The organism is Bacillus sp. Marseille-P3661 (assembly GCF_900240995.1).
In the GTDB taxonomy this organism is placed as follows: domain Bacteria; phylum Bacillota; class Bacilli; order Bacillales; family Bacillaceae_J; genus OESV01.
In genome coordinates this window covers 202355-224923 of record NZ_LT965956.1, presented here as the reverse complement: position 1 = coordinate 224923, position 22569 = coordinate 202355, and the positions used below count along the sequence as shown (strand labels likewise).

Below are 22569 nucleotides of genomic sequence, written 5' to 3'. Positions count from 1 at the left end.
CTTGGTAACTGTGAACAAACCTAATAAGCTACATTGTATCAATATTTTCCAATCTTAGGTATTAATATGGCTCAGATTCATTTGTTTCTAAATGAAAACGAATAAATACCTTTAAAATTCCTAAAAATAAACTAGATATAAGGAGGGGTAACATGTCGGAAAAGACTAAAAGCGATATGAAGTGGTGGCAATTATCACTGTTTGGAGTTGGCGCTACAATTGGAACCGGTTTCTTCTTAGGAACAAGTATTGGAATTAGAATCAGTGGTCCTGCTGTATTACTTGCTTTTCTCGTTGCCGCATTAGGAACTTATTTTGTATTTGATGCGCTCGCAAGAATGACATCCACTGATCCTCAAAAAGGTGCATTTCGAACCTATGCAAAAAAAGCATTTGGACCATGGGCTGGTTTTACCAGCGGATGGATTTATTGGTCCTCCGAACTATTAATTATGGGGAGCCAATTAACGGCATTATCTATTTTTACTCGGTTCTGGTTTCCTGACGTCCCTTTATGGGTATTAGCAACAGCTTATGCTATTCTCGCACTTATCGTGTTGCTTATTGGCGTAGAAGGCTTGAATCGCGTAGAGAATTTATTTGCCATAATTAAAATTGCTGCCATCATAATGTTTATAGTTATTGCGTCATTAGGGTTATTTGGTGTGCTTGGCCGGCAACCCGATCCTAATGTACCCACAACTATGAATGCATTAATCCCTGTTGGCATTATGGGGTTATGGTCAGGATTGATTTATGCCTTTTATGCATTCGGTGGTATCGAGGTAATGGGTTTAATGGCAAGTCGATTAAAAAACCCAAAAGAAGCTCCTAAAGCCGGTAAAGTTATGCTATTACTTTTAACCATCATATACTTACTTGCTGTTGGACTAGCGCTAACACTAACTCCATGGCGCAAGTTTACATCTGATGAAAGTCCATTTATATTTGCACTAGATCAATTCAACATAGCGTTTGTACCCCATGTATTCAATGCTGCATTAATAATTGCAGGATTTTCAACAATGGCAGCTGCATTGTATGCGATCACAACTATACTAGTGACATTGGCTGAAGATCATGATGCACCAGCTATATTTGCAAAAAAAGGAATATTAAAAGTACCCACCTTCGCTTTATTATTAATCATTATCGGATTAATTGCTTCCATTGTAACGGCTCTAGTCCTACCAGGAAAAATTTATGAATATATCACTACAGCAGCGGGACTTATGCTACTGTACAATTGGCTTTTTATCTTGGCATCCGTTGGTAGAATTATAAAACTAACCAGCTTGGGCAGAATCAAACAAGCAGTAGGCATGATTTTAATACTAGCTGCAGTTACAGGAACAATATTGGAAGATACAACAAGACCAGGATTCTTTATAAGCCTTAGCTTTGTTTTATTAATAGGTCTTATTTCTTTTGTTAAGCAAAAGAAGAGTAAAAAGAATAAAGAAACAGAAAGAAGTAGTTTATTTGAACCAGAACCGGTTTAAGATCAGCTTATTAACAGCTTAAAGGCTTGGTAACCGAAATAAATGCCAAATAAAATAAGACAAACACCCGATAACAGTGAAACCATTGTTAAACCGCGATTTGTTAAGAATCGTCGAAAAACACTTGCAGCACTAGCCATCGCTATATCCCAAATAAGTAGACCTATAAATATTGCAGAACTATACAAAATTAGTTTACTTGGCCCGTATGTAACTGTTGTTTGCGCTAACACTGAACCATAAATTCCTAACCAAAATAAAATCGATAATGGATTGGTTAAGGACATAAAAAAACCAGAGAAGAAAGTTTTAAGTTTGGATTCGTCTTCGCGACGATTATTCACTAAATTTATTTTATTTGCACCATATATACTTTCAATTCCGGAATATAAAAGGACAAAGCTTCCAAACAGCCAAAGAAATGTTTTCATAAATGGTGTTGAGATAAACTGTACAACACCTAAATATACGATTAGCATATAGATGGCATCGGCTACAACGGCCCCTACACCAACTAGCCATGCATGAAGAAATCCATATTTAATTCCTTTATCCAATTGTGCTGCATTAATGGGCCCAATTGGTGCTGCTAACGATAAGCCCAATAAAATATAGCTAATAAACACATTCATAGGTAAATCCCCTTTTCACGACTTTTTCAAAAACAACTCATCTATCCATTCATATTCAGGTTGTCTACGTTGTACAACCTCTACTTGGAATTTTAAAAAAAGTCGCGAAAAACATTAATAATTGATATTTGCATATTTCACAGGTTTATAGGGAGGTAATATATTTATTATGAAAACAACTACTCAAGTCAATGATGTTGTACATTGCGTACAAAAAGCCCATGATGCTCTACTGCATGCACAAAGTAATGAAGATTTACAACATTTTCAAATAGCCCAACAACAGTTACAGCTTGCCCAACAAATGATAACTGGAGTAGACATTGAAACCATATCAGAGGAGCAGCGTTCAAATTTTCTACATGCAAAAGAGCTATTTAGACATCTTCAAGAAACAGCACGTGCGTTACAATGAGAACTAAAATAACTTGTTTTCAGAACATAAAAAAAGGGATACCTAATCGTATCCCCAATTTACAGTGCTTTATCAATTAATACATCTCTAGTCTCTGCTACCCATGTAACAGTTGCACCAAGTGCCTCACCTACAAAGCGTAACGGAACTAAAGTTCTTCCAGCGATTATTTGCGCGGGTACGTCAATCTCTTTTGATACACCATTTACTGTGGTATTCTTTGAATTAGCCTTAAGCCAAATAGAAGCATGACTTGTTCTTGCTGTAATTTCTCCCGTTTCAGCATCCCAGTTTACCACAGCCCCAAGTGCTTCAAAAATCCCACGCATTGGTACTAAAGTTGAACCAGATTGAATGATAGGTACTTGGTCAAACACTTGATGCTCACCATTAATATAAACTTCTATATCTGTAGGATTACTTACAGCCACTGTAGGATTAAGCCATGTTTTATATGCAGTCCAAATCGAGGTTGATTCCTGACCTAAACTCCAATTAGCTGTTCCTTTTAGATTATATTGATTTACATATGTTAATTTCTTTTGGAGAGTTTGATCATTATCGAACCAAAGTTCATAATCCCCAGGTGTTAATGGATCTTTCCAACTAAATAATTTAAATGGTGAATCTGTTTCTGAAATCGTAAATTTAGCAACCATGCTTGCTTTTTCTGGCACATACTCTGACCTTCCGCCAAATTGATTTAAAAGTGCGGCTGATTTTGACATCCAAACACTTTCACCTAAAAATCCACTACCAGCTATAACATCGTCACTTTTCCACATTCTTCCGTAAAAAGGAATTCCTAATACAATTTTATTACTTGGTACATTTTCCTTTAATGCGTACTGAATCGATTTTTCAATAAACTCACTGCTTGCTACTGGACCAGGAGTTTTACTGCCACGATAGCTTTCGTCATAGGCCATAATAATCAAATAATCAGCATATTTAGCGAGTGCATTGTAGTCATAACTTCCGTTCCAACCTATTTTAGACTCTTTAGGATTAGCAGCGACTGCAACAGACAACTCTTTACCGACAGGCATTTTGCTCTTTAAGGTTTTAATGAATTCTGTAAAAGCGTCCCGTTCAGTATGTGACAAACCTTCAATATCAATATTAACCCCATCTAAATTATTTTTATGTACTTGTTCGACTATTTTAGTAGATAATACATCCGCATTTTTCAACGCATTCAATCCGGATTCTTTATCCCAATGATTACTTAAAAAAGGTACGACTTTAATATTACGGTTATGCATCTCTTTAATGAAATTACCGTCAAAATTTGCAGTAATAATAAGATCGCCAGTCTTAGATAAATCAAAGTAATTAGGTGATACAATGTTAATGCTATTATTAGCGCGATCAACATGTTTTATATATTCATTCTTTGAAATTGAATAAATATATGAAAAATTAACTTTTTCAGCTGCGTATCCTTTTTCTACATTGACCAAAACTATTAAACTCATTATTAGTAATAGTAAGGCAAGTTGTTTAGAATATCTATGCATATCTATTCCCCACTTTCTTCTAAATTTTAAAATTACATCTTTACCACTCCTTTAATTCGACACATTTCTTTGTTTTCCTTTAAATATAAAAAAGGAAGCAGTCATTATGACAATACTTCCTTCTACTAGATAATGGTTATGTAATAATTTTAGAATTGTTTTTTAAAAGAATTTTGCTTGAGCATTGCAGCATAGGCTTTTTCGATAATATCGGTTAATACATCTGCTTTATAAACTCTCCCAAATTTAGTGTTTTGCTCATAATAAGTTACGATTTCATCTAGTCTTTGTGAAGTCTCTTTTGTGACTCTAAGATTTAATTGGATTCGTTCGTGTTCAGCCATAATCTGGTCTCCTTATAAATGATAGTACATGCTAGCAAATTGATATCACATTACTATCATATACTATCTTTGGTGAATTTTGTTGTTCTTTTCTATTAAACTTACAAAATAAATATAAATTTGTAAATAAATGTAGATTAAAATAGTTAACATTATATAAAAAAAACCAACCACATAATGTGATTGGCATAATTAACAATTTAAGCACGATTACTTAACTTGAGCGATTGCTTTATCGATATCTGCTCTGATTGCTGTTAATGTTGTATAGTTTACTTGAGCCTCAGTGTTATTGACTGTTTCTGTTGGGAAGTTGTTGACGAACGCTTCAGCTACGGCAATTTGCTGAACTGCTGAAAGCTTGTTATACGCATCATAGTCTACTGCTTCTAAAGCTGCATCCATTTCAGAAATTGTCGCTTCAATACCTGCATTGTTCACAGCTGAAAGCATGGTGTTGCGTGCTGAAATTTGTGCTGTGATCGCATCTACAACTTCTTCAACTGAGTTGAATTCAGTTTTTGTTTCTACTATAAGCTCAGCTACTTCTAACTTTGCAGTTGTAGATAGGTCAATATAAGCTGTTACCTCTGTTGTGAAGTCTGCCATGCTTACGCCAGCCACTGCTAGTTGATCTAATTCAGCTTTCATTGCTGTTACAGATGTTACGTCGTTGATTTCAACTAAAGCATTTTCAGCTGTTACAACATCTTTAACCGCTGCTACTTTTTCAGCTTTTTGGTCATTTGTTAACTCTGAAGTTGTTGTGATGTCAGCTACGATGGCTGCTAATAAGTCTTTTTCAGCTAGATAGTGTGCTTTGTTTGCTTCAACTAAGTTGTTTAATGTTAAAGAGTTGTCTTGTAATAACTCGAATAATTGATCTGCAGTCGTTGCTGCGTTCGCTAATGCCGTATTGATTTCGGCTAATGCATTCGTTGGGTTGTTCACAAATGCGATCACGCCTTCAACATCTGCTTGTGTTTCGATTGTAGCGCCGACAAGCTCTGTTAAATAATCTTCTAATGACTCTTCAACTACAGTGTCCATATCAAATGCATCTTGCGTTGTTTTAGATACATCCGCTAGCTTTTGGAAGGCTGCTTTCACATCTGCAGTTGATGCATCTTCGTTTAATGCCGCGATTGCGTCTACTGCGTCTGCAATGGCTGCAGTATGAACATCTTTAAAAATCTCGATGATTTCAGTGATTTCATTTTTATCAGCCGCAGTTGTTACAGCTGCTAAGGCATGACGGTATTCTTTTAAAAGCGTATCGTTGATGATGTCCGTGTCGAAATCTTCGTTAAGATCTGCGTATGCTTGTAAAGCATTCATTAATTTCGCATTTGTGTTCGCAGCTGTAATGTTAATTAATGCTGCATGTAATTCTAATGTTTCAATGCGGTCCGCTTTGGCTGTTTCTTTCTTTTCTTCGTCATCTGCTTTGATAAAGTCTTCTACAAGCTCGATTGCGTCTTCCACATCTTCAGCATCTAAACCAGCTACTGCTGCTGTGATGGCTGCATCCACTTCAGTTTCATTCACTGTGTCGATCATGTTTTGAAGAAGTTCATATGTTGCTTCTACTTCACCATCTAATGCAGGTAGTGCTGCTTGATATTCAACGATCCAATCCGCATTCACACGATCAAAGTTATGAAGAGCTGCTAATAATTCTAATTGGTTCGTGCCTGCATCTTTAACCGCTTTAACTGCATCTTCTTTATCACTTAAAGATACGATATCTTGGTTTACATCGTTAATGATAGCTTGGATTTTCGCCACTGAATTCTTCTCATCTTCATCTGCAGCGTTTAATGCTTCTTGATATTTCACAATGTTATCAGATTTTACGTTGTTGAAGTATGAAGAAGATAACGCTTCGTATAATTCTACTTGATTAGATGCTTCGTTTACTTCTTTAACTGCTGCAACGGCTGCCGTATCAAATTCAACGCCGCCGACTACCCACATACCGTTAGCCACTTCGTCTAATTCTTTTTCAAATGTGAATGAAATTTCAGTATCACCGATTTCAAGGTTCACTGGCTTCACCGCAACTTCGTTACCATTTGGATCTAAAACTGTAATCGTTACATCTTCGCGTGCTTCTTCCACTTTAGGGAATACTACATCTACACCCTTTGTTGTAACGGCTGTAACTGCATCCACTTGTTTCACAAGTGCTGCAAAGTTTACGCCTTGTGCTACCATTGTTTTGTGTAAGAATGCTGCTGTATCTTGACGAGTTAACGTTGCCATTGGCGCAAATAATGTTTTCGCTTCGTTTACACCTGAAACAATGTTTGCATCAACAAGTGCTGCAATCGCATTTTTAGCCCATTCTGCACCTTGCATGTCTGTAAACTTTAAGCTTTCGCCATTACCGTACTCATAACCGAATGCTTTAACTAATAATGATGCCATTTCTGCACGGTTAATCACGCGATCTGGTTCGAAACCTAATTTTGTACCGTTCATTTTGCCTGCTTCCGCTAATGCCGCGATCGCCTTGTAATATTTATGTGAAGTTGGAACATCCGCAAATCCTGGATTTTCAACATTTTCCATATCTAAATTTAAAGCTCTAGCGAAGTATAAGGCAACTTCTCCACGCGTAACTTCACCATCTGCACGTACTGTTGCATCGGCATCAATAACACCGTAGTTTACTAGATCTTGTAATGAATCTTTCATCCAATCTGGCGTGTTTGTCCAAGCTGCTCCTGCTGCTGGTGCGACTGCTGATACGACAACTGCTGCTCCTGCTGCTGCTGTTACAAACTTGTTGATTTTCTTAGATTGGTTAGTCATATATAAAATTCCTCCTAGTATGGTTGGATTTATTTTTTCTTCAATTTGAATAAATGAAATTAGTTATATTTGATAAAATCGATCTATTTAGTATGTTTTAACTTACTATATTACTATAACATTCTATCAATCAATCATTCAATAGTAACTCATTACCAATTAATTTACAGTTGATAAAATGATACTGTGTAGATCAAAAAATGGCCATAAAAAAAACTTTGAAATAAAGCTGTTTTTCAAAAGCTCGACTTCAAAGTTGATGTGACTGCCTTACAAATACTATTAAAACATCTTACGGCAATGTTCTCAATACCAATTTTCTTCCAATTAGATATTTAAGTTATTTCGATATATCTTCAGAACTACTAAAAGCGGATTTAGTATAAGCTCATACTTTAGTTAGGTTCATCTACCAAACCCTATTGAAACGGCACAAAAAATCCAATAGCGGAGACTTTTTATGCCGTTTGCGATGGTAATTGGATATTAAAGGTAGTTCCTTTACCGACTTCACTTTCGATAAAGACAGTACCATTATGGCTTTCAATTATTTTAAAGCTCACCATTAAGCCTAAACCATTTCCTTCCTTCTTAGTTGTAAAGAATGGCTCACCCAGTTTTTTTAATTTGTCTGCTGGAATTCCTACACCTGTATCTCGAATCGAAATGTCCACATGACCATCTTCTGCAGTAGTTGTTACAATAAGATCTCCACCACTAGGCATGGCTTCCATTCCGTTTTTAATGAAGTTCAGAAATACTTGTTTTAAACTATTTTCATCACAAATGACATGAATATCATCTGTATTAGATTCAAACTTTAAATAAATTTGCTTTTTTCTAGCTTCAAACTCAAGTAAAGAAATTGTATTCCTAATGATAGGAACAATGTTTTTGTTTTCAAGTTTTACATTTTTAGGTTTAGCCAACAACATAAACTCTTCAACAATTAAATTAACCCGTTCTATTTCATCTAAAATAATGTCGAAAAACTCAAGTCTTTGTTCATTCAATTCATCCATTCGAAGAAATTCAGTGTAGCCCTTCATAGATGTAAGAGGGTTTCTAATTTCATGGGCAACACCCGCAGCTAGCTGTCCTACAGCAGCCAACTTATCTTGGCGATGTAGCATATCTTCCGTTTTTTTACGTTCAGTAATATCATTCCGAATCGATAGGTACTGATATGGTTTACCTTGCTCATCTAAAAATGGAATAATTGTTGTATCCACCCAATAATAACTTCCATCTTTTGCTTTATTTCGAATTTCACCTTTCCATACTTCACCATGCCCTATTGTTTTCCACAGATTTTTGAAAAATTGCTTAGTATGGTAATTCGAATTTAATATTTTATGGTCCTGCCCAATTAGTTCCTCACGATCAAAACCGGAAATTTCACAGAATTTATCATTTACACTTGTTATAATTCCGCGATGGTCAGTAAAGGCAACAATGGATGATTGATCAAGTGCAAATTTTATATCACTTAGCTCTTTTAATGTTGATTTGAGTTGATCTACAGCTTGTTTTCTATCTGTAATATCACTACGGATTGCTACATATTGATAGGGCTTCCCTTTTCTATTTAAAAAAGGTATGATCGTTGTGTCCATCCAATAATAACTACCATCTTTTGCTTTATTCCGAATTTCACCCTTCCATACGTTACCTTCACCAATTGTTTTCCACAGATCTTTAAAAAATTCTGGTGGATGATAGCCTGAATTTAAAATTGAATGTTTATTACCAAGTAACTCTTCACGTGTATACTTTGACTTTTCAACAAATTTATCATTAACATACGTAATTATACCTTTTGCATCAGTAACAGCTACAACAGTTGAAACATCCAGTGCAGCTTGAATATCTTTTAAGTAGGTATTACTACTCGCTAATCTGTTACCAACGATTGTGCTAGATGCTATCAATCCAGTAATAACAAATATACATACGAACAGTACTAGATAAAATACAAAGGTTTCAGATAAGAAAATTTGATTAGGCTGACTATCAATATAAGTAATTGTTAAGGCACGGTTAAATAAGAAATGACTTTGAATAATTGCAATTGAAACGATAAGTGCACTCAAAGGTTTTAACCAGGTATGATTTCTTTTGAAGATATTCTTTGCATAAAATAATACCCATATAGTAAAAAGAAATGCCCCAAATATTAAAAGTGACGATACTGCAATAATCAGCGGATTATAGGTAATTGTCATATTGATCGCATACGTACTTATAAAATGACTAGATAAAAATGCAAGTGTTACAAGAAAGCTTCCAAATAATAAATTAGGAAATTTCAACTCCTGATGACTTACTGCGTAAAAGCCTAAACCTGAAAATGCAATGCTTAATATCATAGAAAGTACAACAAGTGGTATATAAAATGAAATAGATTGCTGTGTTTCTATAGATAACATTCCAAAGAAATTCATAATCCAAATTCCAATTCCTAAGGAAAAAGCAGCACCAAGAAATAAAAATCGCTTATTCCGTTCAGAAAAACGAAATAGCGAAAATACATCAAATGCTGTATAAGAAGATATTATTGTCAATAAGATTGCAACAGTTATTAATATTGGATTCTGGGATATTAAAATCGTATCCATCTACTATAGATCTCACTCCTTTTTCAAACAATTCCACTACAATTGTAGTGGAATTGCAGGGTGAATGAAAGAATTATTTTTATAAAACAATGCAAAATTTTTGTCATAGGATCTTAGTAAAAGTTTGTCACAAAAAAACACCTTTCATAATGAAAAGTGTCTTCCAATTTAAGGCTCGCTTATTTGTTGAGGTCATTTTTTTCTATATATTCAAATAAAAATGACTGTCCATCACGATAAAATCTCGGATCGTAAAGGCCTAAGTATTGATCATCATCTACAATTACTACAAATGGTGCCCATTCATATAATGTTTTTGCTTCCGGACGTTTCTCAAATAGCACCTCCAAATCTGCTTGTTCATTCGATTGTATTGAATATTGAACTTTATCGTCCGCAAACATAATTGTTTCAATAATATCGATCGTTTGCTCCTGTTTGCCAATAACCGTAAAATGAAACGGAATAAACCCAGCAGATAGTGCAACCTGACTATATTTACTGTCATATTGATTATATATATACAGCCCATATGCAGACTGCACGATAACATGAAGCAGCATAACAATCCACGCTATTTGATAAACTTTATTGGAATTAAACTGTGGTCGTTTTGAAACTATAAAAGCAGTTAAAATAGTAATCCAAAACACAAAATCAATAATCGGTATCGTACCAAAAGTGATTCTTGTATTATAAAAAGGCTCTAAATAACCGGTACCCCAAGCATTAAATAAATCACTAGAGACATGTATAAATACTGCCAAAAGAGAGATAAAGTATATACGCTTATCTTTAATACCGAAAAGAAACCATGAGAGCATAAAAAACAGAAATGCCCATATCGGTGTTAAAAAAACAGAATGGGTAATCCCGCGATGCCACATCTGATATAATCCCTCTGTGTCCCAAAATTGTGAGATTACGTCGATATCCGGTATTTGACTAGCCCCGATAGAAGACAACAACAACGCTCGGTTATATTGTTTTGATTCTTTTTTATTTTTAAATGCACCATAAATAGTGCAGCCAAATAATGTATGTGTAATTGTATCCATCGGTCTTCCTTCCTATTACAAGTGGTTATCTAGAATAAAATAATCTAGAAACTACGATACCAATTGCGCCAATTCCTATAAATAATATGGCTCTAATTACAATCGAAACCATAAATAAATCAATTAATACGACTTTAAATAAAGCTATAAATAAAACGCCCAATCCCACTAAACGTACATTTTTGTTGTTTTTGTTTATTCCCACAATCACGACTCCAACTGCAAGGATCGCCCAAATAAACGAAATCGTCATTTGGATCACATTCTCACTCACACCTTGGAATATAAGCGGTACTAATATAGTAGTATAGCGCAGCCAAATATAAACATTGGCTAAAGCTACACCCCATTTAGCTCCTTTAAGTTTAGGTTCGTTTTTAATAGTGCCAAAGAGAATATAACCAAGAGTAAATAATACTGTAATCCATATTAGAGAATTTGTTGAAAAAAAACTTAAAACAGATGTTTCGATGCTTACCAAAAAGGCGGCTAAATAAATGATACTTCCGGTTAATTTTTGAAAAACGGACTTAAAGTACCATCCAAGATAAAGTAATGCTGTTCCTTCTACCAATACAATCAATAAAAGCCAATCATCATCAAGTATATAAGACATAGAAATGAGTAATGACAAAGAAGCAACGACAGACATGATGACCATTTTTTCTTTATTTTTATTATAAAATAACACTGTCAACAGTAAAAAAAGCACTGTCAGTACAAAAGAAAACCACTGTGCAAATAACCTGTCAAGTACAATTGTAACCCAACCCATAGTTAACATAAAACTTGTTAGTAAAATTGTTATTTGTTGTTTCATATAAATGGTTTTTCTTAAAAACATAAGGTTGATAAACAAAAACTGTGTAATAGTACCATAGGCTAATGTTTGAATTGTGTAGCTATCTAATGTAAATGTGGTGACTAACGAAAAAGCGAAAAATGTTAAATGTAATGTAAAAAAGGACATAAAATACAAATAGATATACTGTTTTCGTAATGATAGATATAATAGTACAACAAATAAGATCGTCTCATAAAGCGTAAATAGCCAACTATTCGGCTGATTACTTTCAACTAGGAAAGGAACAAAATACCCGCCTAATGCAATAAAGATCCCTAAAGATTGTGAGTTATATTTAATCGATTGGTTTAAACCTAATGCTAGCCAAATAATGTTTAATAAAAAAGCAAAAATACTAGGGATCAACCAATACAATACATTTGCAGCGAAAGTTGTAAAAATTAAAATTGAGAAGGCTCCTCCAAATAGAACGATCCCCAGCTTCTCTCGTTTCTCTTTTATTTGTTTATAACCCATCATGCTAAGAAGCATGCCTACTATATATCCAATCAATATTCTAACACTCGGCGTTATGATTCCAAAGTCAATCGCAACTTTAAATCCCCAAAGTACTCCCAGTAACAATACAATCATAAAAATCCGTGGTAGCCAAGTTTGGGTTAATTGTTTTTCAAAATCTATCTTATCTTTTTGTTCGGATTGGGTGGCAGTTGGTACTTTTCGTTTATGTATATGTTTGTTAGATTTTTCGACTTCTATTGGTGCTATATTATGTGTTTGTAGTGCTGATCTAAGTTCACGTATTTCATACTCTAACGTTTCAACCTTTTTTTCTAATAAATCAATCCGCTCATCCTGATTCAATATCTCACATCCTTAAATAAAAAAATATAATGACTATCTTCCCGCTATTTTAACAGATATGTCTTCCTTCAGGAAACTTTTTACAACCTCAACTTTATTCAAACGTTGACAGGATATATTAATTTTAATTTGTGTAAGCTAATGAAAAGACATGGATCAAGGGTGATTAGTTTTGAAATTATTTCTAAAACATGAAATAAAAAAAACGGCAGGCAAATACGAAGTGTTTCTTTTTATAAACAAGAAAAGCGAAGCAATAATTAATCTTACAGATGATAGTAACAATATGATTAAGAAAAGTGCGTTAGATTATATTTTTGAAAAATTAGACTTTCTTCCAATTCGTGTTGTTAGAATTATGATTGGTCCTGTTCCCTATTTTTCATTTGCTTTGAACAAAGATAAAGAGCCGTATAATTTATCCAAAGTGTAAAAGGGAAAAACAACAATTGCTAATATGGAAAAACGCCTAGTAACCACATTATATTGTTAATAGGCGTTTTTTTTAATTATTCATTTACAAAGTAACGATATACCTTGATTCTTAACCACTTGCTAAATCGCCAAATCATCATCGTCCTTCTTATCGTCCTTTTTATCATCAAAAAAGCCCATTTTATTAAATACAAACATAATCGCACCGACAAACAGTACAGAAAAAATCCAGCCAAATGTTCTCATTACAACTAGAATTTTATCAAAGCCGTCTACTCCATATTTATAGATAAGCCAAATTTTAAGTCCACTTTCTAGAACATCTCTTAAAATTAAGAAAGCTGTTAGCCACTGAAAATATTTAAAGTACTTTGGCGAGCGATACTTTTTGAAACTCTCCTTACGAGGAGTACCCTGTACATAAGCAGCATCAATTAAAAAATACATGACTAATGGCTTTTTAATAATAATAGTCAGTAATAAAAATGCGATCATCCCAAAATTGAAATAAATACCATTCCATAGCATCCACTCTGCAGAGTCACTCATTAAATCCAAGATGGTATTAATGATCAAAGAAGACATGATATATAAACCAGTAACGTTAAATTGTCGATCATTAAAGAAATTCCATATTGTATAAATAAAGCCAGGCACGGTTGATAATAGCATGGCGTAGTAATCACCTAAAGGAGCGCGTCCATATTTCCAAATGACGATCGGTAATATAATATAACAAAGAATCTCAAGGATTGGTTTGAATTTTTTCATGTTAACTCCTTTATAAAAAAATTTAACATAACATATAACATTATAGTATGAATCCCTTATTAAAAGAAGAAAAACATGATTCTAAAGGAACCATGTTTTTCTATTAACCAACATTTAATTAGATTTTCATAATTCCGCCCATGCTAGCATTTGTAACAAGTTTAGAATAGCGAGCTAGATAACCAGTTTTAACTTTTGGTTCAAACCCTTTCCAGTTTTCTTTACGCTTATTCCATTCTTCTTCTGGTACATCAACGTTCATTGTACGTGATTCAATATCGATTACTACATGGTCGCCATTTTGAACAAAAGCAAGAGGTCCACCTTCTGCTGCTTCAGGTGACGCATGTCCAATGGATAGGCCGCGAGATGCACCAGAGAAACGGCCGTCTGTTACAAGGGCAACCTTCGCACCTAAGCCCATTCCAACGATTTGAGATGTTGGCGCAAGCATTTCAGGCATACCCGGTCCACCTTTTGGTCCTTCATAACGAATGATCACAACATGACCTTCCTTTACATGGCCGTTCGCAATTCCATGTAATGCTTCATCTTGTGAATCAAATACAATTGCAGGTCCTTCATGGCGAGTAATACCAGCTTGTACACCACCTGTTTTGATAATTGCACCTTCTGGAGCAAGGTTACCAAATAGAACAGCAAGGCCACCTTTTTCAGAATATGGCTTATCAATAGGGTAAATAACATTGTGGTCTTTGATATCATGCCCAGCAATATTTTCGCCCAAAGTTTTACCAGTAACCGTAATAGTATCTAAATGTAATGCGCCTTCTTTCTTTGAAAGCTCATTTAAAACAGCTGATACGCCGCCTGCTTCATGAAGATCTTCAATATGCCAATCACTTGCAGGAGCAAGCTTAGAAAGATGTGGTACACGCTCTGCTACTTCGTTAATGCGTGAGATAGGATAATCAATCTCTGCCTCATGTGCCAATGCAAGCGTGTGTAGCACCGTATTTGTAGATCCACCTAAAGCCATATCTAATGCAAAAGCATTATCGATTGCTTTTTCAGTCACGATATCGCGTGGTTTAATATCTTTTTTAATTAATTCCATTAATTGTGTAGCTGAACGCTTAACGAACTCTTTACGTTCTGGAGCTACAGCCAAAATAGTTCCGTTACCAGGTAACGCTAAACCTAATGCTTCTGCTAAACAATTCATTGAGTTTGCAGTAAACATACCTGAACATGATCCACATGTAGGACAACCAAATTGTTCAAGCTCTTGTAAGCCTTCATCACTTAGTTGACCTGCTTGGTGTGCGCCAACGGCTTCGAATACTGATGATAAAGAAACTTTTTTACCTGTACTTGTTGTACCAGCCTTCATAGGCCCACCACTTACAAATACAGTAGGGATATTTAAGCGTAAAGCAGCCATCATCATTCCTGGTGTGATTTTATCACAGTTTGGAATACAAACCATTCCGTCAAACCAATGTGCAGCAACTACTGTTTCTACTGAATCAGCAATTATTTCACGGCTTGGAAGAGAATAACGCATGCCAATATGTCCCATTGCAATTCCGTCATCTACACCAATTGTATTAAATTCGAAAGGTACGCCACCTGCTTCGCGGATCGCATCTTTTACAATTTTACCAAATTCTTGTAAATGAACATGACCTGGAACTATATCAATATATGAATTACAAACCGCAATAAACGGTTTATCAAAATCTTCCTCTTTTACACCCGCAGCGCGAAGTAGGCTGCGATGTGGTGCTCTGTCAAATCCTTTTTTAATCATATTACTACGTAATTCAGCCAAGATAATCCCTCCAAATATCTATAAAAAGTTGTCAGCAAATTTCGACTAATAGTAATTGTATCATTAATTTTAAAATCAATGAACACTTAATTTAAAAAATTTTTCTAAATTATTAATTACGGTCTACTTTTTTTACTTCCAGTCTTCTAAAAGCCTTATTTTTATCAAGATTTCTAATTCTAAATTACTTGTTGAGAATAACATTTTCTCCCCATGCTTAAACAATATACTAAAACTGATATGAATTCGATAAGTAATCATTACCTATATTCCCAAGCAATTTATTTTTTTAGATAAATATTTCTTATGAAACGTCACTTTATCGCATGTTCTTCTAATTTCTGTTATAATTTGATAGATATCTTATAGTTGGAGGAATTTTAATACATGATTACAGTTAGTAATGTAAGCTTACGATATGGAGATCGCAAGTTATTTGAAGATGTAAACATTAAATTCACACCTGGAAATTGTTATGGCCTAATCGGCGCAAACGGCGCTGGGAAGTCTACTTTCCTTAAAATTTTAGCAGGTGAAATTGAAGCGCAAACTGGTGACGTTTTTATGGGACCAGGGGAACGTCTTGCAGTGCTTAAACAGAACCATTTTGAATATGAAGAGCATGAAGTGCTTAAGACTGTAATTATGGGGCATGCCCGTCTTTATGAAGTCATGCAAGAAAAAGATGCGATTTATATGAAACCTGATTTCACAGATGAAGATGGTATGAAGGCCGCTGAACTTGAAGGTGAATTTGCTGAAATGAATGGTTGGGAAGCCGAATCTGAAGCCGCAATTCTTTTAAAAGGACTTGGAATCGATGAGGATCTTCATACAAAGAAGATGGCAGAATTAACAGGTGGAGATAAAGTAAAAGTCTTATTGGCTCAAGCCTTATTTGGTAAACCAGATGTACTTCTACTCGATGAGCCTACCAACCACCTTGATATTAAAGCTATTAAATGGTTAGAGGAATTCTTAATCAACTTTGAAAATACAGTCATAGTGGTATCACATGACCGTCACTTTTTAAATAAAGTATGTACACATATCGCTGATTTAGACTTTGGTAAAATTCAAATTTATGTTGGTAACTATGATTTCTGGTATGAATCAAGCCAATTAGCTCAAAGAATGGCATCTGATGCTAATCGTAAAAAAGAAGAAAAAATAAAAGAATTACAAGCATTTATTGCTCGCTTTAGTGCAAATGCATCTAAATCAAAACAAGCGACATCACGCAAAAAACTACTAGATAAAATTTCATTAGATGATATCAAGCCGTCATCACGTCGTTACCCATATGTTGGATTTACTCCGGACCGTGAAATTGGAAATGACTTACTATTTGTTGACGGTATATCAAAAACGATTGATGGCGAAAAGGTTCTTGATAATATTAGTTTTACAATGAACAAAGGTGACAAAATTGCGCTTGTTGGTAAAGATGAAATTGCGAAAACAACCCTTTTCAAAATATTAATGGGTGAAATGGAACCAGACAGCGGGACATTCAAATGGGGCATCACGACTTCACAAGCTTATTTTCCAAAGGATAACTCAAAGTTCTTTGAAAATAGCGAATTAAATCTTGTGGACTGGCTTCGTCAATTCTCTCCAAATGATGAAAGCGAGAGTTTCTTACGTGGATTCTTAGGCAGAATGTTATTCTCTGGTGAAGAAGTATTAAAGAAATCTAGTGTATTATCTGGAGGAGAAAAAGTACGCTGTATGCTTTCGAAAATGATGTTAAGTGGTGCGAATGTTTTAGTATTAGATGAACCAACAAACCACCTTGACCTTGAATCGATTACAGCTTTAAACAATGGTTTAATTAGTTTTAAAGGTTCAATTTTGTTTGCATCACATGACCATCAATTTGTAGAAACCATTGCAAATCGCATTATTGAGATTACACCTAAAGGAATCGTCGACAAGCAAATGACATATGATGAATATCTTGAAAATAGTGATATTCAAAAACAACTAACAGAAATGTATGCATAGACTAGAAAAACCATTCGTCTTGATTAGCTCCGAGGGCTAGCGCTGGAGCTGGACAAGTACCTACAAAATTATAGCTTTCTTATTTTTTAAGAGAAGATGAAAAAAAGATGAAGGTGTCTACTCCTTCATCTTTTTTATTCTTTATTTACAGTGCTACATGCTCTTTATTTGTAATAGTGAAACTTTCTCCGTATTTCTTAACTCCTGATGCAGTTCTGATTAACGGGAACTCTAGACCCCAACGGCTAAACCACTCTTTCTTTATTTGATCTTGATATTTGTTTGAGGCCACCATTTCAATTAATTCATGTTCATACAATTCACTTATTTTTTTACTCATTTTATAACACACCTTTTAATTAATTTTATATCAAATGAATCCATTCTCAATTATGGATTCGTATATAGACCATAGCCCGATTTGTGCTTGTTTAAAACGTTAAAATATAATAAATATTAATTAATCTATACTTTTAATAACTAATAAAATTCCGGTATCAATTGAAATAGTTCCTGTCTCCTCAAGAAGGATATTGCTAATTCCAAGAGTTTCACCAATACTGATTGCCGCATTTTCCAATGGATATTTAAATCCCTTAAGTGTGATCCCTTTTACTTCAGAAGTTAAAGGCAGTAGCGATACATGCGTAAAATGCTCTTTATGTATAACAACCTTATTGTTTACAACGAGTATTTCATTTTTATTATCGACAATTTTGCAATTTATATCTGCTGCTAAACTTTTTACTAACAAATGAACATTTGCTAATGAATGGTCAAATCGAGTACCTAATACACCCAGTAAAACAATCTCCGTTGGATTTTTATTTAATGCAAAATCCAACGCTATCTCAGTATCGGTTTTGTCTTTATTAATAGGATCATAATCTTCTATATGATCTGTAGATAACGATATAAGCCTTTTTTCATGTTCACTAACAGAATCAAAATCACCAATTGCTGCATCCATTTTTATATTGTTTTTGTAAAGGAAATAGGCTCCACGATCGACACCGATAATATAATCACCCTCATTTATATAAGAAAGTGCCCAAGCATCTAAATTTCCTCCGCTAAAAATAAGTACTCTCAAAAATGGCCACCTCCCCCTCCTATATATGGAAATTAGATTGCTTTTTGGTTATAAATGATGGTTCACATTAATAGAATAATATATGTTTGCAAAAATAAATTTGACGTATTTAGTAACTTTTTAAAGTTAGGACTCTTTTCACTCTTTGCCCATATAAAATTGAGGTGATTGAGAGATATGTATTACAATCGTCAGGCTCCTTTTTATTCTCCAAGAAATCCTGAGCAAGCTAACCATAATCCGCGAAAAAAGCAAATTACAGTTTTTGGTGAAGGTTCAATCGATGTTGAACCTGATACTGTAAATATTACCATTGGTGTAATGACTGAAAATAGTAGTGCAAGTACCGCACAAACAGAAAATGCAAAAATCACTACTACAATAATGCAATCACTTCAAAATCTTGGAATTCCCTCTACTTCCATTAAAACAGTTCAATATGACATTAACGCGATTTACGATTATGAAGATGGTAAACAAATCTTTAAAGGGTACCGAGTTACACATCTTCTTAGGATTGTTAGCAATGATGTAACACAGGCAGGTAAAATCATCGATACTGCCGTAGCGAGTGGAGCCAATGTAGTAAATAATATTGAATTTACAATTAGCAATCCTGATCAATATTATAATCAAGCTTTAACTATTGCAGTGAAAAATAGTATTCAAAAAGCAAATACTATTTCGAGCACTTTGGGTATAACAATACAACCAACACCATATCAAATTTCTGAAATTACTACCACTGGTCATGCTCCACTTCCACAACAAGTTCAATTTATGGCAAGTGTTGAAACACCGATTTCACCGGGCCAACTAAAAGTGAACGCAAAAATTGAATCGAAATTTGCTATCCAATAACCTTAATTATTTTATCAAAAATCAAAGACGAAGGGGAGTTTTTCCCCAACGTCTTATTTTTTAATCAATTGTCCTCTTGTTACACCTAATTGATTTGTGGCCTTTAACGTTTTCCAAACACTCGTACCAGTTCTTTCACCGTTTAACGCCTCACGATAAAGAGCAATTACTTCTTTAACTTTATCTTCATTTTCTTCCAAAAACTCAATACGGTAGTTTTGAATGCCCTCTGTTAAAAACTGTGATAAGTACTCAGCTCCAGATTGTTCAATCGCATTATAGACGGTATTACGGCAACCGATATCCACGCGTACAGGATGACTCATTCCAATTCGATCTTGTAATGAAATTCGATGTTTTTCACAAGGTCTTCCGCAATTTGTAAAATCAGTGCCTTCACTCAAGAATGTACAATACACGCAATGCTCGGTATGAAACATTGGTAAATGCTGATGAATAACAATCTCAATATCTTCAGTCGACGCGTTCTCGAGCATGTCAAACATTTGTTGGATGTTCAAATCATATGAAGGCGTCACACGACTTAGTCCACGGTTTAAGAATAAATCAACAGCTCTTGAATTAGCGATATTTAAAGAAAAGTCGCCGATTAGTGGGATCGTTAATTTTTGTTCCAAATAATACTGAACGGCACCTAAACTTCTTACTAGAATCGCATCAGGTTTAGCTTTGACAATTCCGTTAAGAATTCCATTTTCCCCTGGCATATGAATTCTTGGCGTAGCTAAAGCAATTGACTTGTTATTATTCCTAGCCACTTGAACAGCCTTTGGATAGTCAGTTGTGAATTCAAAGTCAGCATATATATAATCAATATCTGTGTTACATGCAGCTTGAATTTGTTCCATTGTCCGGCAGAGTGCAATTAAATTAGCGGAATCTTTAACTCTATTGGCCTTCCTTTGTACATCTGGTTTCAATAAAGAATTGTTTTTCTTATACTGAATCGGCGCTTGTCTAGCCGCTAATAATTGGTCTACTGCTTCACGGCGCATGCGATTTAATTCTTTTACAGGAATAATTACATCTCCAGTAATGTTGACGTTTAAATTATTCAGTTCATAAATAGTGCCGCCTAACCGTCCAAGCTGTTCAGCTAAATAATCAGCTGTTAGCGGGCGTTTTTGCGCTTCTTCTAATGCTTGCTCAGATTCAATTGTAACATATTGATTTGTTGCTTCATCATGCCAAACTGTTAGCAACGGTTGGCCCAAATTACCAGTTACAGAAACATTTACTGGGAACAAGCGGAAACATTGCTCAGATTCATAGGTTTTACGCAAATGTTTCTCAAGTTCTTGGTCACTTGTTTTCCAAATTTTATCCCCGACATTAATTTTAGTTAAGTTTACATCATGACGGCCTGGGACAATTTCGATTTGAGACTGTTCCACTTCACCCTCGAGCTTTTTCCCTTTTTTACGAAGATCGTAAACCCGTCCACCTTCTTCTTTTTCCTCAGGACGACCTGCATCAAATACAATGCCATCTCCGCGTTTTAGCGGTGTCTCTAAGTCACATAAAACCGCATCTTTTAAAACTTTTTTGACCGTTCCAAGGTAAACGCCACGACTTTTCGGAAATGTTCCATCGATTAATTGCTTATTATTCGTTCCTTTTAAAAATCCAAATGTAAAGCCACGACTAAAGCTTTGCTGTAGTTCACGTATTTCTTGTTTAGAAGGAGTATAATCATTTCCCGCTAAATGTTCATCAATTGCTTTTCGGTATTTACTTACAACATTAGCTACATATTCAGGTGACTTTAATCGACCTTCAATTTTAAAAGAAGACACACCAGCATCAATTAACTCAGGGACGATTTCTATTGCCGCCAAATCTTTAGGCGATAACACGTAAGCAATATTACCCATTTCTTTCACTTCATTATCTACTAGTAAATCATATGGTAAACGACATGCTTGCGCACATTCCCCCCGATTGGCAGAACGGCCGCCCCACATTTCTGATGTAAGACACTGCCCTGAATAAGAAACGCATAACGCACCATGAACAAATACTTCTAACGGCATTGGTGATTTGTTTGCTATTGTTTTAATATGATTTAAGTTATTTTCTCGTCCTAAAACTACAACCTCAAGATCATAGGGCTTAAGAAAATCGATCGCTTCTGGAGAAGTAATCGTCATTTGTGTTGAACCATGTATAGGGAAATCCGGTGATATTTCACGAATTAACTGCACAAGACCCATATCTTGTACAATTAAGGCATCTACTCCTGCATCTATACAGGACTCTACTAAAGACCGCGCTTGATCTAGTTCATTTTCAAATACCAATATATTAAATGTCACATACCCGCGAACATTATATTTATGCAAATAAGCCATAATTTCAGGTAATTCCTCTACCTGGAAATTTTTTGCTCGCACACGAGCATTAAAATTTTCCACGCCAAAAAAGATAGCATCTGCTCCATTTGCAACAGCAGCCCGCAGACATTCCCAGTTCCCTGCCGGCGCTAATAATTCAACCGAACTTCTAGTGCGTTTCAAATCTCTCAATCCTCTCATCATATTGTAAAACTATCATGGATAGCTCCACAATTGATTGTTAATTAACTAATGGTATTTTAGAACATACTCAAAAATTTATTTTACTGTATATATACTATGAAGTACAAATTTTTTTTGAATTTTTTTGTTGGGAAGAGAATATAAAATAAATTGATGAAAATTTTCCTTGGTGAGTTGTTTGGCTTGTATTTTATATTGGGGTTACTCTTGATGGCATTATGAAGAGCTTTTCCTTGGTTTTTTCAACTTGGTTTCCTCTTCATACGCTCAATAAAAGGTTTTGGCGTGGGTTTTTCTCTCGGGGTTCCTCTTCATTGCCACCATGAAGTGGTTTGGCATTAGTTTTTCAACTTAGTTTCCTCTTCATTCGCACCATGAAGTGGTTTGGCATTAATTTTCCACTGCTGTTTCCTCTTCTTACACTCAATGAAGAGGTTTGGCATTAGTTTTTCACTACGGTTTCCTCTTCATCGG

Annotated in this window: 17 protein-coding genes; 5 read left to right on the top strand and 12 right to left on the bottom strand. The window is 34.9% G+C overall.

Going from position 1 to position 22569, the window contains the following annotated elements; genetic code table 11:
- Nucleotides 1-152 precede the first annotated feature (152 nt).
- A complete protein-coding gene (locus tag C1724_RS20140) occupies nt 153-1502 on the top strand; it encodes an amino acid permease (RefSeq protein WP_180994365.1) in 1350 nt (449 codons plus the stop codon).
- Nucleotides 1503-1504: 2 nt separating this feature from the next.
- On the opposite strand, the gene C1724_RS20135 is transcribed toward C1724_RS20140, so the two are convergent.
- The gene (locus C1724_RS20135; RefSeq protein ID WP_102348563.1) at nt 1505-2134 is read right to left on the bottom strand and encodes a LysE family transporter; all 630 of its coding nucleotides are present in this window, start codon (nt 2132-2134) and stop codon (nt 1505-1507) included.
- Nucleotides 2135-2303: 169 nt separating this feature from the next.
- Between C1724_RS20135 and C1724_RS20130 the strand changes: the two genes are divergently transcribed.
- On the top strand, nt 2304-2549 hold the full coding sequence (locus C1724_RS20130) for a hypothetical protein (RefSeq protein ID WP_102348562.1): 246 nt from the start codon (nt 2304-2306) through the stop codon (nt 2547-2549).
- A 59-nt stretch (nt 2550-2608) separates the two neighbouring features.
- Here C1724_RS20130 and C1724_RS20125 read toward each other — a convergent pair whose 3' ends face one another.
- From C1724_RS20125 to C1724_RS20100, 6 genes are all read right to left on the bottom strand, one after another.
- Complete coding sequence (locus C1724_RS20125) at nt 2609-4069, bottom strand: stalk domain-containing protein (protein ID WP_102348561.1); 1461 nt, start codon at nt 4067-4069, stop codon at nt 2609-2611.
- A gap of 149 nt (nt 4070-4218) precedes the next feature.
- Complete coding sequence (locus C1724_RS20120; protein ID WP_102348560.1) at nt 4219-4413, bottom strand: hypothetical protein; 195 nt, start codon at nt 4411-4413, stop codon at nt 4219-4221.
- 210 nt (nt 4414-4623) lie between these two features.
- Nucleotides 4624-7230: an S-layer homology domain-containing protein gene (locus tag C1724_RS20115; RefSeq protein ID WP_102348559.1), complete on the bottom strand. Its 2607-nt coding sequence runs from the start codon at nt 7228-7230 to the stop codon at nt 4624-4626.
- Between the two features lie 458 nt (nt 7231-7688).
- Nucleotides 7689-9848 carry a PAS domain S-box protein gene (locus tag C1724_RS20110; protein ID WP_102348558.1) on the bottom strand — a complete coding sequence of 720 codons (2160 nt, stop codon included), beginning with the start codon at nt 9846-9848 and terminating at the stop codon, nt 7689-7691.
- 179 nt (nt 9849-10027) lie between these two features.
- Nucleotides 10028-10906, bottom strand: a complete 879-nt coding sequence (locus tag C1724_RS20105) for a metal-dependent hydrolase (RefSeq protein WP_102348557.1) — start codon at nt 10904-10906, stop codon at nt 10028-10030.
- Between the two features lie 25 nt (nt 10907-10931).
- On the bottom strand, nt 10932-12575 hold the full coding sequence (locus C1724_RS20100) for a DUF2339 domain-containing protein (protein ID WP_102348556.1): 1644 nt from the start codon (nt 12573-12575) through the stop codon (nt 10932-10934).
- Between the two features lie 172 nt (nt 12576-12747).
- On the opposite strand from C1724_RS20100, the gene C1724_RS20095 reads away from it, so the two are divergent.
- Nucleotides 12748-13008, top strand: coding sequence for a hypothetical protein (locus tag C1724_RS20095; protein ID WP_102348555.1), 261 nt, complete (start codon nt 12748-12750; stop codon nt 13006-13008).
- Between the two features lie 122 nt (nt 13009-13130).
- Here the strand turns inward: C1724_RS20095 and C1724_RS20090 are convergent, their stop codons facing one another.
- Nucleotides 13131-13781, bottom strand: a complete 651-nt coding sequence (locus C1724_RS20090) for a VC0807 family protein (protein WP_102348554.1) — start codon at nt 13779-13781, stop codon at nt 13131-13133.
- Between the two features lie 118 nt (nt 13782-13899).
- Nucleotides 13900-15576: a dihydroxy-acid dehydratase gene (ilvD, locus tag C1724_RS20085; RefSeq protein WP_102348553.1), complete on the bottom strand. Its 1677-nt coding sequence runs from the start codon at nt 15574-15576 to the stop codon at nt 13900-13902.
- Between the two features lie 387 nt (nt 15577-15963).
- Between ilvD and C1724_RS20080 the strand changes: the two genes are divergently transcribed.
- A complete protein-coding gene (locus C1724_RS20080; protein WP_102348552.1) occupies nt 15964-17583 on the top strand; it encodes an ABC-F family ATP-binding cassette domain-containing protein in 1620 nt (539 codons plus the stop codon).
- A 145-nt stretch (nt 17584-17728) separates the two neighbouring features.
- Here the strand turns inward: C1724_RS20080 and C1724_RS20075 are convergent, their stop codons facing one another.
- The gene (locus tag C1724_RS20075) at nt 17729-17923 is read right to left on the bottom strand and encodes a hypothetical protein (protein ID WP_102348551.1); all 195 of its coding nucleotides are present in this window, start codon (nt 17921-17923) and stop codon (nt 17729-17731) included.
- A gap of 120 nt (nt 17924-18043) precedes the next feature.
- On the bottom strand, nt 18044-18676 hold the full coding sequence (locus C1724_RS20070; RefSeq protein WP_102348550.1) for a thiamine diphosphokinase: 633 nt from the start codon (nt 18674-18676) through the stop codon (nt 18044-18046).
- A gap of 177 nt (nt 18677-18853) precedes the next feature.
- Here C1724_RS20070 and C1724_RS20065 point away from each other — a divergent pair, with 177 nt between their 5' ends.
- Nucleotides 18854-19537 carry an SIMPL domain-containing protein gene (locus C1724_RS20065; protein ID WP_102348549.1) on the top strand — a complete coding sequence of 228 codons (684 nt, stop codon included), beginning with the start codon at nt 18854-18856 and terminating at the stop codon, nt 19535-19537.
- 53 nt (nt 19538-19590) lie between these two features.
- Here the strand turns inward: C1724_RS20065 and C1724_RS20060 are convergent, their stop codons facing one another.
- On the bottom strand, nt 19591-22092 hold the full coding sequence (locus C1724_RS20060) for a DUF3656 domain-containing U32 family peptidase (protein WP_102348758.1): 2502 nt from the start codon (nt 22090-22092) through the stop codon (nt 19591-19593).
- Nucleotides 22093-22569 lie beyond the last annotated feature (477 nt).